The 17,129-nt window shown below is 72.3% G+C and carries 6 protein-coding genes and 1 pseudogene; 6 read left to right on the top strand and 1 reads right to left on the bottom strand.

Going from position 1 to position 17,129, the window contains the following annotated elements:
• Positions 1-50 precede the first annotated feature (50 nt).
• The 5 genes and pseudogenes from AB0K00_RS26275 to AB0K00_RS26255 all read left to right on the top strand — a co-directional run.
• Positions 51-3,017: an FtsX-like permease family protein gene (locus tag AB0K00_RS26275; protein WP_363524737.1), complete on the top strand. Its 2,967-nt coding sequence runs from the start codon at positions 51-53 to the stop codon at positions 3,015-3,017.
• The gene (locus AB0K00_RS26270; protein WP_363524735.1) at positions 3,014-6,028 is read left to right on the top strand and encodes an FtsX-like permease family protein; all 3,015 of its coding nucleotides are present in this window, start codon (positions 3,014-3,016) and stop codon (positions 6,026-6,028) included. Before AB0K00_RS26275 ends, AB0K00_RS26270 begins: the two co-directional genes overlap by 4 nt.
• 12 nt (positions 6,029-6,040) lie before the next feature.
• The gene (locus AB0K00_RS26265) at positions 6,041-6,913 is read left to right on the top strand and encodes an ATP-binding cassette domain-containing protein (RefSeq protein WP_327005949.1); all 873 of its coding nucleotides are present in this window, start codon (positions 6,041-6,043) and stop codon (positions 6,911-6,913) included.
• Positions 6,914-6,917: 4 nt separating this feature from the next.
• Positions 6,918-7,799, top strand: a complete 882-nt coding sequence (locus tag AB0K00_RS26260) for a tetratricopeptide repeat protein (protein ID WP_363524732.1) — start codon at positions 6,918-6,920, stop codon at positions 7,797-7,799.
• Positions 7,800-7,810: 11 nt separating this feature from the next.
• Positions 7,811-8,710 (top strand): annotated as a pseudogene (locus tag AB0K00_RS26255) (arginase family protein); the annotation flags it as partial.
• A 1,417-nt stretch (positions 8,711-10,127) separates the two neighbouring features.
• Here AB0K00_RS26255 and AB0K00_RS26250 read toward each other — a convergent pair.
• Entirely contained in the window at positions 10,128-12,017 is a 1,890-nt protein-coding gene (locus AB0K00_RS26250; protein WP_363524729.1) for a penicillin-binding transpeptidase domain-containing protein, read from the bottom strand.
• 206 nt (positions 12,018-12,223) lie between these two features.
• On the opposite strand from AB0K00_RS26250, the gene AB0K00_RS26245 reads away from it, so the two are divergent.
• Positions 12,224-17,083 (top strand): NAD-glutamate dehydrogenase, encoded by a 4,860-nt coding sequence (locus AB0K00_RS26245; RefSeq protein ID WP_363524726.1) that lies wholly within the window; start codon positions 12,224-12,226, stop codon positions 17,081-17,083.
• Positions 17,084-17,129 lie beyond the last annotated feature (46 nt).

Below are 17,129 nucleotides of genomic sequence, written 5' to 3'. Positions count from 1 at the left end.
CTCCCCCGGGTGGTCTACCTACGAACGACCTTGACCATGGGGGAGGGGCCTTGCTGGCACTCGTGCTCGCAGCGCTGCGGGCCCGGCGGGCGCAGGCGATGACGTTGCTGCTGCTGAGCACGCTCGCCGCAGCCGCCGCGGCCGCCGCGCCGTGGTATGTCCTGGCATCCACGGAACGCATTGCGACCCGCCACGTGGCAGCCGCGCCGATCCAGGAGCGGTCCCTCGAAACGGTCGGTGAGGGTGCCGTCGAGGGTGGCTCCGTCGTCGCGCAGCTGGAGGCGAACGCGGCGCTCACCGCCTCGGTCGTGGAGCTCGGCGGGTTCACCACCTATACGCAGGCATACCTGGTCGGCTCGCTGATCGCCGCCACGCCGCAGGACGGCGGCAGCGCGCTGGGCGTGAAGCGCGAGACCGACTCGCCGCTCACGCTGCGCACCGGCGCCTGCGAGCGGGCCGCGATCGAGGGCCGCTGCGCCACCGGCGACACCGAGGTGATGCTCAGCTACCGCACCGCCCGCTGGCTCGGGGTCAAGCCCGGCGACCCGATCAGCTTCGACGCGACCGACGGCGCCGGGCCGCAGCAGTTCACGGTCGTCGGCATCTACCGGCCGCTCGACCCGACCGAGCCGTTCTGGAGCAGCAACGCCCAGCTGATCGCCGTCGACCTGCCGACCGGCGCGCCGCCGGAGATCACCGAGCCCGTCGACGACGCGGTGCTCGCCGGCCCGGCCGTGTTCGACCGGCTGCGCCCGGCCAAGCTGCGGATGGTCGTCGACATGGTCGCCGAGCCGGCGCTGCTGGTCGACAACTCCCCGTCGGAGGTCCGCGCGTTCCTCGACGCGGCGACGGTCAAGGCCGCCAACAACCGGCTCACGCTCTACACCAGCCTGTACGCCACGGTCGAGCGGGTCGAACGGGACCGGCAGCTGGTCAGTCTCGGCGTGCCCGTCGGCGCGTTCCAGCTGCTGCTGCTGTGCTGGTTCGCGCTGTACCTGGCGGTCAAGTACACCGGTGAGGAACGCCGCCCGGACGTCGGCCTGGTCAAGCTGCGCGGTGCCACCCGCGGGCGCACCTGGGCCCTCGTCGGCGGGCAGAGCGCGGTGCCGATGCTGGCCGGGGCGCTGCTCGGGCTGCCGCTGGGCTACCTGGTGGCGACCGCGGTCACCGGCGCGATCCAGGACGCCACGGTCGTGCGGCAGGCCGCGACGCTGTCGGTCCAGGCGGTGGTGGTCGCCGTGGTCGGCGCGCTGCTGGCGGCCCTGCTCGCCGAGCGGCGCTCGCTGGGCGCGACCGTCGCGGAGCTGCTGCGCCAGACCCCGGGCAAGGCCAGGGCCTGGCGCGACCTGTTCGACCTCGTCCTCGTCATCGTCGCGGGGATCGCCCTGTACCAGGTGAAGCACCGCGCCTCCGGTGACGCCGCCGGGCTTGCGCTGCTGGCGCCCGGCCTGGCCGCGCTCGCCGGGGCGCTGGTCGCGTCCCGCGCGATCACCGCGGTAGCCGGCCGGCTGGTCGAGGGGGCGCTGCGGCACGGCCGGCCGGCCCGCGCGCTCACCGCCATCTACCTCGCCCGCCGGCCCGGCGTACACCGGCTGGCCGCACTCATGATCGTGACGGTGGCGCTGCTCGGCACGTCGTTCGTCACCTGGAGCGCCGGCGAGCGCGCCGGGCACACCCGGGCCGAGCTGGAGGTCGGCGCCGAACGGGTCCTCAACGTCCGCGCCGAGAACCGGCTCGCCCTGCTCCGGGCGGTCCGCGCCGCCGACGGGTCGGGGCGGCAGGCGATGGCGGTGGTCCAGTCGCTGCGCTCCGGCCAGGACCGGGTCCTGCTGGTCGACTCCCCGCGCCTGCCGGCCGTCGCGGCCTGGCGGCCCGAATACGGGATGACCGCCGAGCAGGCCGCCGCCGCGCTGCACCCGCCGGCCCCCGACCCGATCATGATCACCGGCGGGGAGCTGGCCTTCGACCTGGACGTCCGGGTCACCAAGCCCGAGTCGGGCCGCACGCTGTTCTTCGAGGCGGTGCTCGCCGACCCGGCCGGCGCCCGTCTCGTCGCCCGGGTCGGCCCGCTGCAGGACGGCGCCGCGGTGCTCAAGACCCCGATCCCGGCCTGCGCCAAGGCGCCCGGCTGCCGGCTCAGCTCCCTCGCCATCACGCAGAGCACGCTGGAGCAGAAGGTCTTCTTCGCCGCCCGCCCCGGCATCGAGGTCACCGTCCGCGGCCTGTCGGACGGGCAGCCGGCGGTGACCGCCGAGTCCCTCGCGGACCGCGCCCGCTGGCGGCTGGCCGTGTCGCCGGCGCCGCCCAACCTCATCGTCACGCCGACCGGCGGCGGGCTCCTGCTGCGGGTCGCGCCGATCAGGCCCGGCCCGGCCAGCGACGCCGGCGTCTACCCGGTCGACACCCCCGCCCCGCTCGCCACGATCCGGGCGAGGAAGCTGCAGAGCCGCATCGCCGGCGACCAGCGCGTCACCTACGGCTCGGCGTCCATCGCCGAGCGGGTCGTCGGGACCGCGACCCGCCTGCCGCGCCTCGGCGAACAGGGCGTGCTCGCCGACCTCGAATACGCCGACCGGCTCGGCGCCGACTTCGGCGCGGGCGAGTCGATGCAGGTCTGGCTCGCCGCCGGCGCGCCGGCCGACATCAGGTCCCGGCTGGAGGCGCAGGGGCTGATCGTGATCGGCGAGGAGTCCATCGACGACACCGCCGCCCGCTATGCGGCCTTCGGCCCGCCGCTGACCCTGCAGTTCATGCTGCTGTCGGCGGTCATCGGGGTGGCGCTCGCGATCGGCTCGGCGTTCATCGTGGCCGCCGTCGAACGCCGGCCGCGGGCCGCGGAGCTCGCCGCGCTGCGGACCCAGGGCGCGCCGGCGCGGGTCGTGCAGCGGGTGGCGGTCGAGGGGTACCTCATCCTCGCCGGCGTCTCTGTGCTCACCGGGATCCTGCTGGCCGTGCTCATCCGCGCGTACGTCGGCGACGTCCTGCCCTACTTCGCCGACGGTTGGAGCGCTCCGTGATCGGGCTGGTGCTGTCGATGATCCGGGCCCGTCCCGGGCAGGCACTCACCGCGTTCGTCCTGGCGATGTTCGCCATGGCGGCCGCGGTCAGCGCACCCGTCTACGTCACCACGGCCGACCGCGCCGTGGTGGCGAGCGAGGTCGAGGCGGCACCTGTCAGCGAACTGGTCGTCCAGGCACGGCGGGACACCAAGGCGGGCGACCGCGCCTTCGAGGACCTCGTGCCGAAGGTGTTCACGTTCCCCGGCTTCACCACCGTCTTCAGCGCCGAGATCAACGCCTACGTGAACGGCACCGCCCCCGGCGTCGAGGCGGTCGCGCCGCGGTTCGTGTACCGCGACGACTCCTGCGCGCACGTGCGCTTCCTCGAAGGCCGCTGCTTCATCAGCCAGAGCGAGATCATTCTCAGCAAGCCGACCGTCGACCAGCTCAAGCTCAAGGTCGGTGGCACGCTGGAGGTCGCCGCCGGCGCGTACGACCCCGAGGGCCGCGAGTGGATGCCCATCGGCGCGTTCACCACGATGACGGTCGTCGGCGCGTACGAGCCGCTCGACCGGACCGAGCAGTACTGGGCCGACTTCGACTACTTCGACGAGCGCCCCACGGACCGGCTGGTCACCGCGCCGATCCTGGCCGGCCGGCTCTCGCTGGAGTCGATCGAGCGCCCCAACGAGCGGCAGGCCCTCGACGTGGTCATCGACCACGACGCGATCACCGGCGACAGCCTCGCCGCGGTCAACGCCGCCGTCGAGAGCGGCCGGGCGCAGCTGGTCGGCCTGTCCGGGGCGCCGACGGTGAAGGCCGACCTGCCGGACCTGCTGAAACGCATCGAGCGCAACCGCAGCCTCGTCGCGCAGGTCGTGCCGGTCGCTGCGGTGCCGCTCGTGCTGCTGTGCTGGTTCGTGCTCTTCGTCGCCGTCGCGTCGGCGACCGCCGAACGCCGGCTCGAGCTGGGGCTGCTGTCGCTGCGCGGCGCCACCCTCCCGCGCCGCTGGTGGCTCGCCGCCGGCGAGAGCATCGTGCCGGTCCTGTTCGGCGGCGCCGCCGGCTTCCTCCTGGGCCACTACCTGGTCCGGCTCGCCGCCTGGCTGCTGCTGAGCACCAGCGGCGACGTACCGCTGTCCGCCGGCGCCAACCGGTGGGCCCTCGTCGCGCTCGGCGGCGCCCTGCTCGCCGCGGGGCTGGCCCAGCGCGCCGAACTCGCCAAGAAGACCATCGACCTGCTCCGCAACGTGCCCAGCCGGATGTCGCGCTGGGGCGCCCCGGTCTTCGAGGTCGCCGTGGTGGTCCTCGCCGTCGTCGCCGTGCTGCAGTTGCGGGAGGGCGACGGTGGGCTGACCGGCTTCGCGATCTTCGGCCCGTCGCTGGTCGTCATCGCGTTCGGCCTGCTCGCCGCCCGTGGCGTGCTGCCCCTCGCCGAACGCAACGGCCGGCGCGCCCTGCGCCGCGGGCGGATCGGGCCGACCCTGGCCGCGTACGCGATGGCCCGCCGCCCCGGCAGCCAGCGGATCCTCGCCCTGTTCGTGGTCGCCATCGCCCTCGCGTGCTTCGCGGCGACCGCGGCGACCGCCTCCGACGACAACCGCGACACCCGCATCCGGGTCGAGCAGGGCGCCGACCGGATCATCACCCTCGAACAGGCCGGCCGCACCGAACTGCTCGGCAAGGTCCGGGCGATCGACCCCGCCGGCGACTTCGCCATGGCCACGATGATCCTGCCGCCGCCGGACGACTCCGGGGTGCCGCCGATGCTCGCGGTGGACTCCCAGCGCCTCGCCCGGGTCGCGCTGTGGGACGACAAGCACTTCACCGCCGCCGAGGCCGCCGCCGCGATGCGCCCCGACGTGCCGCGCGAAAGCGTCATCCTCGACAACAAGGACGTGACCCTCGACATCACCGTCGACAAGCTCTACGACGCCTTCCGCGTCCGGTTCATCGTCGTCGTGGTGCCCCTGGACGGTTCCGCCGTCGGCGAGGTCGACTTCGGCGCGCCGCAGCTGGGGCGCCACACGTACGTCAAGAACCTGCCGATGTGCGTGAACAAGTGCCGCCTCGCCGCGCTGCAGATCAGGCAGCCGGAGGGCCGCGGCTTCGACGCCACGATCACCCTGCACGGCATGGCCCAGCGCGGCGAGACGATCACCGACTTCGGCAACCCCGACGAGTGGCGGGTCCCGGAGAGCCCCGGGCCCCGGCTCATCGTGCCCACGCTCAGCTCCGCCGGCGGCGGCCTGCGCATGGACGTGTCGAACTACAAGGGCGCCGACGTCGCGTTCCGCCTCCTGCCGACCGACGTGCCCGTGCCGATGCCCGTCGTCATGGCACGCACCGCCGGCATCGACGACCACATGTCCGGCTTCGACCAGACCCGGGTCGTCGTCCAGGTCGCCGGCGAGGTCGCCCAGGTCCCCCGCATGGGCGTGCACGGCGGCCTCGTCGACCTCGAGTACATGGACCGGCTCTCCAGCGGCGGCGGCGACACGCTGCACCCGCAGATCTGGCTCAACGACCGCGCCCCCGCCGACATCCTGGACCGGATCCACGCGCAGGGCCTCGTCGTCGTGTCCGACCAGCGCATCGCTCCGCTGCGGGCCGCGCTCGACGAGCAGGGGCCGGCGGTCGCGCTGCGCTTCCACGAGCTCGCCGCGGGCCTCGCGGTGCTGCTCGCCGGCGGCGCGCTCTGGCTCGTGACCGCCCTGGACCGGCAGCGCCGCGGCGGCGAGCTGCGGGCCCTGCGGGCGCAGGGCGTCGCCCGCCGCGACGCGTCCGCCAACGGCTACCTGGCGCTGGTCGGCACCGCGGCGGTCATCGGGCCGTTCGCCGCTCTGGCAAGCTGGCTGCTGGTGCGCGAACATCTTCCGGTGTTCACCGACGACCCCGGCACCTTCCCGGTGCCGATCTGGCCGTCGCCGCTCCCGGTCGCCGCCGCCTGGGTGGCGTCCGTGCTGACCCTCACCGGCGTGGCGCTCCTCGCCGGTGCCCGACTCCGTGCCGCGACCAGACAGCGATAAAGGGGACTGCTCATGAACGGGTTGGCGGTGGCCTGCCGACGGGTCGTGCACATCTACCGGGCCGAGGCCGGCGACGTCGTTGCCCTCGCCGGCGTCGACCTGTCGATCGGCCCGGGGGAGACCCTGGCCCTGGTCGGGCCGTCCGGCTCCGGCAAATCGACGCTGATCGCGCTGCTGGCCGGGCTCATGCGCCCGTCCGCCGGCAGGGTCAACATCGGCACGTATGACATGGGCAAGCTCTCCGACGGCGAGATCGCCCGCCTCCGCGGCACCGAGATCGGCGTGGTGCTGCAGGGCGCCGCCCGCAACCTGCTGCCCTACGCGACGCTGCACCGCAACATCTGGCTCGCCCAGCGGCGCGCCGCCCGCACCGAGGGCATCAAGCTCGACGACCCGGACCGCATCCTGGACCTGGTCGGCCTGCCCGGCCTCGGCCGCTCCCGCATCGACGAGCTCGCCCCCGGCGCCCGCCAGCGCGCCGCGCTCGCCGTCGGCATCGCCGCCGGGCCCGGCCTGCTGCTCGTTGACGAGCCGACCAGCCAGCTCGACACCGCCGGCCGCGACGAGGTCCTCGAGGCCCTCGAGACCGTCAACCAGGAGCGCAACACCACCATCGTCGTCGTCACCCACGACGGTGACGTCGGCACCCGCCTCGGCCGCGCCGTGACCATCCGCGACGGCCGGGTCGGCGCCGAAGGCCGCGACGGCCAGGACTTCGCCGTCGTCGCCGGGGACGGCACGGTCCAGCTGCCGCCGGAGGTCCTCGGCGACTTCCCGCCCGGCACCCTCTTCACCGTGGAGCACATCGACGGCGCCGTCACACTGGTGGCGGGTGGATCGGACCGGTCACTTGCGGCAGACCACTTGGGGCACGTGCAAAACTAGCTTCATGAGCGACCCAAGGCAGACCCAGTCGATCTTCACCCGCGGGGCGGTGGACCTCGGCGCCCTAGCCCGGAGCAATCAGGCCGCGGCGCAGCGATCTGCCCAGCCTGCCGCCGCGCCGAGCTCCGCGTTCGTGTTCGACGTCACCGAGACCAACTTCCAGGACGCCGTCCTGCAGCGTTCGGTCACCACCCCGGTCGTCCTGGACTTCTACGTCGACGGCAGCCAGCCGCACCAGCAGTTCTCCCCGCTGCTGGAGAAGCTCGCCGCCGACGGTGAGGGCACCTGGCTGCTCGGCCGCGTCGACATCGAGGCCAACCCGCGGCTCGCCCAGATGTTCCGCATCCAGGGCATCCCGTTCGTCGTCGCGATCGTCGGCGGGCAGCCCGTCGACGCGTTCAACCAGATGCTGCCCGAGGCCCACCTGCGCCAGTGGATCGACGCGGTCCTCAAGGCCGCCGGCGTCGAGGTCCAGCACGGCGACGACCCGCGCCTGCTCGCCGCCGACGACGCCCTCATGGACGGCGACCTCGACGCCGCCGAGCAGGCGTACCGCAACATTCTCGCCGACACGCCGGCCGATCCGATCGCCGAGTCCGGGCTGGCCCAGGTCGCCCTCCTGCGCCGCACCGCCGGGCTCGACCCCGCGGTGGTCCTCGCCGCCGCCGGCGACGACGTGCCCTCGCAGCTGCTCGCCGCCGACATCGAGGTGCTGACCGGCCAGGCCGACCTCGCCTACAAGCGCCTCATCGACCTTGTCCGCCGCACCCCCGGCGACGAACGCGAGACGGTGCGCAAACACCTCGTCTCGCTGTTCACCGTCGCGGGGCCCGACGACCCCGCGGTCGCCAAAGCCCGCCGGGCGCTGGCGAGCGCACTCTTCTGAGCCGGGGCGGGATGCGCCGGATCGCCGTCGTCGACGCACCGAGCAACCTGGGGTTACGGCCACCGACCGCAACCTCGGTCCCCGGCTGCGCGAAAGCCCCCGGCTCGCTGCGCGACAGCGGCCTGCTGGTCCGGCTGGGCGCCCGCGACGCGGGGTGCATCACCCCGCCGCGGTATGACCCGGCCGGCTGGGAGCCCGGCGACGGCGTCGCCCAGGCGGATGAGATCGCGGTCTTCGTCCGCCGCCTGGCCGACCGGATCGGCACCGTCCTGGCCTCCGGCGACTTCCCGGTCGTCCTCGGCGGCGACTGCTCGATCCTGCTCGGCGCCGGCCTGGCGATGCGGCGGTACTCCGCCGACCTCGCCGGCCGGGTCGGCCTCGTCTACGTCGACGGCCACTCCGACTTCCGCCACGAGGGCAACGCCTCCTATGTCGGTGCCGCGGCGGGGGAGGCCCTCGCCCTGGCCACCGGCCGGGGGCAGAGCAACCTGGCCTCGATCGAGCAGCGCCGGCCCTACTTCCGCGACGTCGACGTGGTCCTGCTCGGCATCCGCACCCATGACGAATACCGCCTCGACCTGCAGGCGGCGGGGATCGTCGCCCGCGCGGTGCCGGAGCTGCGCTCCCACGGCGCCGCCCGCTCCGCCCAGTGGGCCCGCGACCAGCTGCGCGACTGCGCAGGCTTCTGGGTCCACGTCGACGTCGACGTCCTCGACCCGGCGGTCATGCCGGCGGTCGACGCCCCCGACGTGGGCGGGATCGCCTACCGGGAGCTGGAGATCCTGCTCAGCGGCCTGGTCTCCGACCCCCGCTGCGTGGGCGTCCAGGTCACCGTCTTCGACCCGGACTACGACCCCGACGGCCAGTATGCGCGGGAGGTCACCGACGTCCTGGTCGCCGGCCTCGAGCCCCTCGTCACGTCCGCCGCCCTCGCGGCCGACGACCTCACCCCGGTGGTGTCCGCCCCGCCGCTGCAGGCACCCGCCCCGGCCGCTGAGCCGGCCGCTGCGCCCCTGATCGTGCCTGCCCCCGGACCTGCCTCCGGCCCGGTGTTCGAGCCTGCCGCCGCGCTTTCCTCACGGCCAGTGCCCGAGCCGGCCTCTGCGCCGGTGCCTGAGCCGGCCTCTGCGCCGGTGTTCGAGTCGGCTTCCGGGCCGGTGTTCGAGCCGGCGTCCGTGGCGGTGTTCGGGCCGGCTGGGGACCGGGTGGACGCGCTGACCACCGAGCAGGCGGACGCGCCGGCCGAGGCGCCGCCAGGCGAGCCCGCCGACCTGGACGCCGAGTGGGCCGCCGGCCCGGGCGATGGAGCATCCGCCGACCAGATCACCGAGCCGGCGGACGGCGCCGATGTTCCACCCGAGGATGCGCCCGCCGCGGAGTTCCCTGCCGACCCCACCGACGACTTCCCGGGTGAACCGGCGGACGATCTGGCCGCCGACGCGGTCGAGGACCTCCCGGGCGACCCGGTGGACGTCGTGCCCGCCGACCCGCCCGCCGACCTGGCCGAGGACCTCCCGGGTGACCCGGCCGACGATCCGGGGGATGATTCCTCCGACGGCCCGGCCGAGAATTTGGCGGCGGAGGTCGAGCCGGCCTCTCCTGACGCCACCGAGACGTCGGTCAATGCCCCCGACGGTCCCTCGCCGGCAGAGCACGCCACCGCGGGGACACCGGTCGGCGCCGTCGACACGGACCTCGAACTGCCACCGGTCGCCTGGGTCGACGTCCGGACCGGCGCGGTGGTCGACCTCGCCGCCGACCGGGCCGCCGGCCGCGCCGGGGCGGGCAAGGCCGAGGCGCCCGAGACGCCGAGGCTTCCCGCGTACAGTCGCGGCGCTGTGATCGGAATCACCACCCGCAAGCCGATCGACCTCGACGCAGTGGAGCCGGCCGGTCCCGCAGACGGCGGCTGGGTCACCGTCGGCAGCGGCGCCGGCGCGCCCGCCGAGCCGGCCGGCACCGAGCCGAGCGCGGATCAGGGCGCGGAGGACGGTGGCGGCGCGCTGCCGTTCGGGCGCCCCGGGCGGAAAGGCCGCCGGGCGCCCCGGCTGGCGTTGACGCTCGCGCCGATCTCGGCACCGCCGTCCTCGGGTCGCCTCGCCCGCCGCAGCGACCCGCATGACGACCCGCCCGGCCAGGACCGCGACGGCGTCGTGCCGTTCGTGCCGGCGCAGAGCAGGACCCCGCGGGAACCCGTCGAGCCGCCCGAGTCGCCGTTGACGGATGTGGTGCCTGCTGCCCGTACCCCCGATGAGGACCGGACACCGAAGCAACGATGACGTGCAACGGCCCCACCCGCCGTCGGCGAGTGGGGCCGTTTGCCGCTGGTCAGCCGATGGTCTGGAAGAACTTCCCGGCGATCGGGACGGCCGCCGCGGTGCTGGCGCCACCGTTCTCCACGAAGACGCAGAAGGCGATGTCGCCGCGGTATCCCATGAACCAGGAATGCGTGTGCGCCGGGTCGTTGTCGTATTCGGCGGTGCCGGTCTTGCCGCGCAGGTCGCCGGGGAGATCCTTGAGCTGGTTGGCGGTGCCGTCGGTGACGACCTCGCGCATCATCTGCCGCAGCGCGTCCAGCGACGCCTGGTTGAGCTGCGGGCCGTCAGCCGCCGGGCTCTTCGGGGCGGGGTCGAGCACCAGCTGCGGCTGCTTCCACTGACCGCGGGCGATCGCGGCGGCGGCGCCGGCGAGGGCGACCGGTGAGGAGAGCGTGGTGCCCTGGCCGAACGCGGCCGCGGCCTGCTCGGACTTGGAGCCGTTCGAGGAGACCTTGCCGGTGAAGACGTCGACGCCGAGGTCCCACGGGATGCCGATGCCGACGCTCTGCGCGGTCTTCGCCAGGCCGTCGGGGGCCAACTGCGGTGCCAGGCTGGCGAACGCGGTGTTGCACGACTTCGCGAAGTCGACCCGGAACGGCACGTTGCCGAGCTCCATGTCGTGGGAGTTCTTGAACGTGCGGCCGTCGACGGTGAGGTTCTTCGGGCAGGGGACCACCGTCTCGCCGGTCGTGCCCTTGTCGAGCACGCCGAGCGCGGTGATCGTCTTGAACGTCGAGCCGGGCGGGGTCTGGCCGGTGAGGGCGAAGTTGTTGCCGGCCGCGCCGGGGCCGTTGGCGACCGCGACGAGCGTGTTGTCGCTGACCCGGATCGCGACGAGCGCGGAGCGGCGGGTGTCGAGGGCGAGGGCCGCCTCGGCCGCGTTCTGGATGTTGACGTCAAGGGTGACCTTGATCGCCGAACCCGCCGCCGGGTCTGCGGTGAAGAGCTTCTTGTCCGGGGTACCGGTGGGCATCGGCACCACGACGGAGACGCCCGGTTTGCCCTGCAGTGCCGCGTCGTACTTCTGTTGCAGCCCGGACAGGCCGACGACGTCGCCGACCTTGTACTTGCCGGGGTTCTTGTCCATGATCTCCTTGGTCACCTCGCCGGACGTGCCGATCAGCGCACGGGCGAACTGGGCGGAGGGTCCCAGGGTCTGCGTCGAGTTGCGGGTGACGACGCCGGGCGTCGAGTTGAGCTTGTTGGCGACGGTGTCGTAGACCTCCTTGCGCAGCGTCACGACCTCGACGAACGCGTCGGGCTTCGCGGCCTTCACCTTGTTCGGCAGGCCGGACAGGTCGACCTGCACCTTGGCCGTGGTGAAGGCGTCGCCGAGGTTCTTCACCACGATGTTGATATCGGTGACCGAGCGTGGCTGCACGCCGATGATGACCACGGGCTTGCTGCTCACGATCGGCTGGCCGGCGCCGTCGAGGATGCTGCCGCGGGAACCCGGCGTCTTGCGCACGGCGATCTTGTCGGTGGGCTCCAGCGTCGGGTTGATGGTCTTGGCGTCCCAGACGACGGTCCACTGCTTGTCGACCCGCTTGGCCTTGACGGTGGTGTCGTATTCCCAGGTCGAGCCGGAGACCGGCCACTTGACCGTGACGACGGCGCTGGCCTCGTCCTTCTTGACCGCCGGCGAGCCCTTGATGGCCAGCTTGGGCGGGGTGGCGGCGAGGTCGCCGGCGACCGTGGTCCACAGCTTCTGCGCCGCGTCGCCACTGAGCGCTTTGCCATCCGTGCCCACGAACTTCATCCCGGCGATGTTGCCCTGCTCCCACGCGGCGAGGAACGTCTTCAGCGCGTCGTCCGGTGGCTTGCTGGAGCAGGCGGGCAGGGCGCCCAGCAGCGTCAGCCCGGCGAGGAGGGCGATCATGCGACGAAATGAAACGGCCATGGGGGCGATTCTGCGTCATGAAAGCCACGATCCGCACGCCCCAAGATCGGAAAAGTTGGACAATTGGTATGGGCGGGTGCTGGTCGATCGGGTAACCGACGCTGCTGAACCGGTTGCTGGGGCATACGCCGATCAGAATTGTCGGCGGTACGTCTTAGGCTGTGCGGGACAACCCACAGCGTCGTGGGTGAGGGGAGAACAGACCGATGAACCGGCCCACGGCAACGGTGCGCACTGCGGTCGCCGAGCCAGCGATCGAGGACGACGAGTTAGCCCAGCCTGTGCCCAACGCTGAGCACCTCGTCGCCGAGGCGGTGGTCCTGGCCGCCGCGCAGGACGTCGATCCCGGCCTGGTTGCGCAATACTGGCGACTCGTCCCCGACGAGGAGCTGGCCAGCTGCCAGGTGTCGAAGATGGTCGCGGCCACGGGCTCGCACCTGGAGCTCGCGGGGCAGCGGGTCCCGGGGGAGCTGAAGCTCCGTCTGGGGCTCAGTGTGACCGGCGGCACATCGCTGGAGATCGTCACCGACGACATGCCCTTCCTCGTCGACTCGGTCACCAGCGCCCTGTCGTCGCGCAATCTCGACGTCAACCTGCTCGTCCACCCGCTCGTCGTGGTGCGCCGCCAGCCGCTTGGCGCCCTGGAGGAGATCCGGGTCGGGCTCGAGCCCGAGGACGCCGCCCCCGGCGACATCGTCGAGAGCTGGATCCGCATCGAGATCGACCGCATCCGCGACGAGCGTGACCTCGAGACGGTCCGCACAGACCTGGCCCGCGTGCTCAACGACGTGCGCGAAGCGGTCGAGGACTGGCCGAAGATGCGCACCCAGGCGCTCACGCTCGCCGACGAGCTGGGCAGCGCGCAGCTGCCGGTGCCGGACAAGGACATCACCGACTCCGTCGAGCTGCTGCGGTGGCTCGCCGACGACCACTTCACGTTCCTGGGCTTCCGGCAATACAAGCTGATCAAGGGCGACGGCGGCGAGGACCTGCTGCAGGCCGTCCTCGGCACCGGCCTGGGCATCCTGCGCGCCGACCAGCCGCACCCGCGGGTGCTGAGCTCCATGACCACCGAGGCGTATGCCAAGGCGCTGGAGAAGCGGCTGCTGATCATCACCAAGGCCAATTCCAGGGCGACCGTGCACCGCTCGGCGTATCTGGACTACATCGGCTTCAAGCAGTTCGACGCCGATGGCAACGTGACCGGCGAGAAGCGCTTCCTGGGGCTGTTCTCCTCCGCGGCCTATCGCACCAGCGTGCGGGACCTGCCGGTGGTCAAGCGCAAGGTCGCCGAGGTGGTGGAGCGCTCCGGCCTGTCGCCGCGCAGCCACTCCGGCAAGGACCTGATGGAGACCCTGGAAACCTATCCGCGCGACGAGCTGTTCCAGATCACCACCGACGAGCTGTACCGCTCCGCGATGAGCGTGCTGCGCCTGGCCGGGCGGCGGCAGCTGCGGCTGTTCCTGCGCCGCGACGCCTATGGCCGGTTCATCTCGTGCCTGGTCTACCTGCCCCGGGACCGGTTCACCACCGCCAATCGGCTGCGCATCCAGCAGATCCTCCTCGCCGAGCTCAACGGCATCGGCGTCGACTACACGACCAGGGTCAGCGAGTCGAAGTTCGCGCGGGTCCACTTCATCGTGCGCACCGAGCCCGGCAACCCGCCCGGCGACGTCGACGTCGACGACCTGACGGAGCGGCTCGCCGAGGCCACCCGCCTCTGGGACGACGACTTCCGGCTCGTGCTGGAGCGCAAGCTCGACGACGAGCACCAGGCGAAGGTCCTCTACCAGCGATACAGCGGCGCGATCTCGGAGACCTACAAGGACGAGCACACGCCATTCGAGGCGGTGAAGGACGTCGCGAAGCTGGAGCTGCTCGACGAGCCGGGCCAGCTGGTCATGCACGTCTATCGGCGCCGCCAGGACGAGTCCGACATCCGGTTCAAGGTGTATCGCTACGGCGAGCCGATGATCCTGTCGGCGGTCCTGCCGGTGCTGCACTCCCTCGGCGTGCGGGTCACCGACGAGCGGCCGTATGAGATGCACCGCGTCGACGGCACCATCTATCTCTATGACTTCGGCCTGCAGCTGCCCGCCGACTCGCGGGCGATCGCCGAGGTGCGTCCCCACCTGGAGAACGCGTTCTCCGCCACCTGGCGCGGCGAGGCCGAGGTCGACGGGTTCAACACCCTCGTCATCAAGGCCGGGCTCACCTGGCGCGAGGTCGTCGTGCTGCGCGCCTACGCGAAGTATCTGCGCCAGGCCGGCACGGTGTTCTCGCAGGACTACATGGAGTCGACGCTGCTGCAGTATCCGGCGATCGCCTCCAAGCTCGTCGCGCTGTTCGCGGCCCGGTTCGACCCGCGGCTGCAGCTGTCCGAGGACAGCCGCGCCGTGCAGTCCAAGGAGCTGGTCTCGGCGATCCACGCCGACCTCGACGGGGTGACCAGCCTCGACCAGGACCGCATCCTGCGCTCGTTCCTGATGCTGATCCAGGCGACGCTGCGCACCTCGTTCTTCCAGCGCGGCGAGGCCGGACGCCCGAAGTCCTACACGGCGTTCAAGCTCGACCCGCAGTCGATCCCCGACCTGCCGGCACCACGGCCGAAGTTCGAGATCTTCGTCTACTCGCCGAGGTTCGAGGGCGTGCACCTGCGCTTCGGCGCGGTCGCCCGGGGCGGGCTGCGCTGGTCCGACCGGCGCGAGGACTTCCGCACCGAGATCCTCGGCCTGGTCAAGGCGCAGATGGTGAAGAACGCGGTGATCGTGCCGACCGGGGCCAAGGGCGGCTTCGTGCTCAAGCAGGTCCCGGGCGACCGGGACGAGGCCGTCGCCTGCTACCAGCTGTTCATCTCCGCCCTGCTCGACGTCACCGACAACCTCGACGGCGGCAAGGTCGTCGCCCCTGCTGACGTAGTCCGGCACGACCCCGACGACCCGTATCTCGTCGTCGCCGCGGACAAGGGCACCGCCACGTTCTCCGACATCGCCAACGAGATCTCGACCCGCTACGGGTTCTGGCTCGGCGACGCGTTCGCCTCGGGCGGCTCGGCCGGCTATGACCACAAGCGGATGGGCATCACCGCCAAGGGCGCCTGGGAGTCGGTGAAGCGGCACTTCCGCGAGCTCGGCGTCGACACCCAGACCACCGACTTCACTGTGGTCGGCGTCGGCGACATGTCCGGCGACGTCTTCGGCAACGGGATGCTGCTCTCCCGGCACATCCTGCTGGTCGCGGCCTTCGACCACCGGCACATCTTCATCGACCCCACGCCGGACCGGACGGCGTCGTTCGAGGAGCGGCAGCGGCTGTTCGACCTGCCACGCTCATCCTGGGACGACTACGACAAGTCGATCATCTCCACCGGCGGCGGGGTCTATCCCCGCACGGCGAAGTCGATCCCGCTCACGTCCGAGGCGAAGGCGGCGCTGGGCATCCCGTCCTCGCTGACCTCGCTGACGCCCAACGAGCTGATGCACGCCATCCTCGCCGCCCCCGTCGACCTGTTCTGGAACGGCGGCATCGGCACCTACGTCAAGGCCAGCAGCGAGTCGCACGCCGACGTCGGCGACAAGGCCAACGACCACATCCGGGTCAACGGCCGGGAGCTGCGCGCCAAGGTCGTCGGCGAGGGCGGCAACCTCGGCCTCACCCAGCTCGGCCGGATCGAGTTCGCCCTCGGCGGCGGCCACATCGCCACCGACTTCATCGACAACTCCGCCGGCGTCGACTGCTCCGACCACGAGGTCAACATCAAGATCCTGCTCGACCGCGCCGTCGCCGCCGGCCAGCTCGACCAGGCCGACCGCAACCCGCTGCTGGCCCAGATGACCGACGAGGTCAGCGACCTCGTGCTGCGCGACAACTACGACCAGGCCACCGCGCTGGGCAACGCCCGCGCCCAGTCCCGGTCGCTGCTGCCGGTACACAAGCGCCTCATCGCCGACCTGGAGCGCCGCGGCCAGCTCGACCGGACCCTGGAGGGACTGCCGACCGACGAGGAGCTCGACTCCCGCGCCGCCGTCGGCGTCGGCCTGACCTCACCCGAGTTCGCGGTCATGCTGTCCTACGTGAAGATCGTGCTCGAGCACGAGATCCTCGACTCCGGCCTGCCGGACGAGGAGTGGACCACCGAGGTGCTCGTCGACTACTTCCCGACCGCGCTGCGCGACCGGTTCGTCGAGGCGATGGCCGAGCACCCGCTGCGCCGCGAGATCGTCACCACGGCCGTCGTCAACGAGGCGGTCAACCGCGGCGGCACGTCCTTCTTCCACCGCGCGTCGGAGGAGACCGGCGCCGGCTCGGCGGACGTGCTGCGCGCCTCCGTCGTCATCCGCGAGGTCTATGGGCTCAACGCCCTGCGCGTCGCCGTCGAGGCACTCGACAACCAGATCCCGACCGAGTCGCAGACCGAGGTCTACCTGGAGATCCGGCGCCTGCTCGACCGCGCCGTGCGCTGGCTGGTCTCCAACCGCCGCCTGCCGATCGACGTGCCCGGCGAGATCGCCCGGCTGCGCCCCGGCATCTCGCGCCTGCTCGGCGAGCTCGACACCCTCTTCCGGGGCCGCGAGCGCGACGCCCTGCACGCCAACACCGTCCAGCTGCGCGAGCTCGGCCTGCCCGACGAGCTGGCCGAGCTCACCACCCGCATCATGTATGGCTTCGGCCTGCTCGACATCGTCGAGGTCGCCTCCCAGACCGGCCGCGACGTCAACGAGGTCGCCACGGTCTACTACGTGCTGTCGGAACGCTTCCGCATCGACGACCTGCTGTCGAAGATCTCCGACCTGCCCCGCGAGGACCGCTGGCAGACCCTGGCCCGCATGGCGCTGCGCTACGACCTGTATGCGGCGCTCGCGGCCCTGACCGCTGAGGTGCTCAACGGCACCGCCCCCTCCGGGGACGCCGAGGCCCGCGTCGACGAGTGGGAGCAGAGCAACGCCACGTCGATCGCCCGTACTCGCAATGCGATCGGCGAGTTCGGCGAGTCTCCTGGGGACCTCGCCGCGCTGTCCGTCCTTCTTCGCCAGATCCGCACGCTCGTTCGGGCTTCTGCGGCCTGACGTTTGCTTCGTGATCCGGAAGGTCCCCCCGGGGCCTTCCGGATCT

It is taken from the genome of Dactylosporangium sp. NPDC049525 (genome assembly GCF_040676755.1).
Lineage (GTDB): Bacteria > Actinomycetota > Actinomycetes > Mycobacteriales > Micromonosporaceae > Dactylosporangium.
Note: the sequence above shows the minus strand (reverse complement) of the source record. Positions and strands in the feature narration are given on the sequence as shown.

Coding starts and splice junctions, on each gene's coding strand:
- AB0K00_RS26250 (WP_363524729.1), bottom strand. CDS start 12,017: ATGGCCGTTTCATTTCGTCGCATGATCGCCCTCCTCGCCGGGCTGACG.
- AB0K00_RS26260 (WP_363524732.1), top strand. CDS start 6,918: ATGAGCGACCCAAGGCAGACCCAGTCGATCTTCACCCGCGGGGCGGTG.
- AB0K00_RS26245 (WP_363524726.1), top strand. CDS start 12,224: ATGAACCGGCCCACGGCAACGGTGCGCACTGCGGTCGCCGAGCCAGCG.
- AB0K00_RS26265 (WP_327005949.1), top strand. CDS start 6,041: ATGAACGGGTTGGCGGTGGCCTGCCGACGGGTCGTGCACATCTACCGG.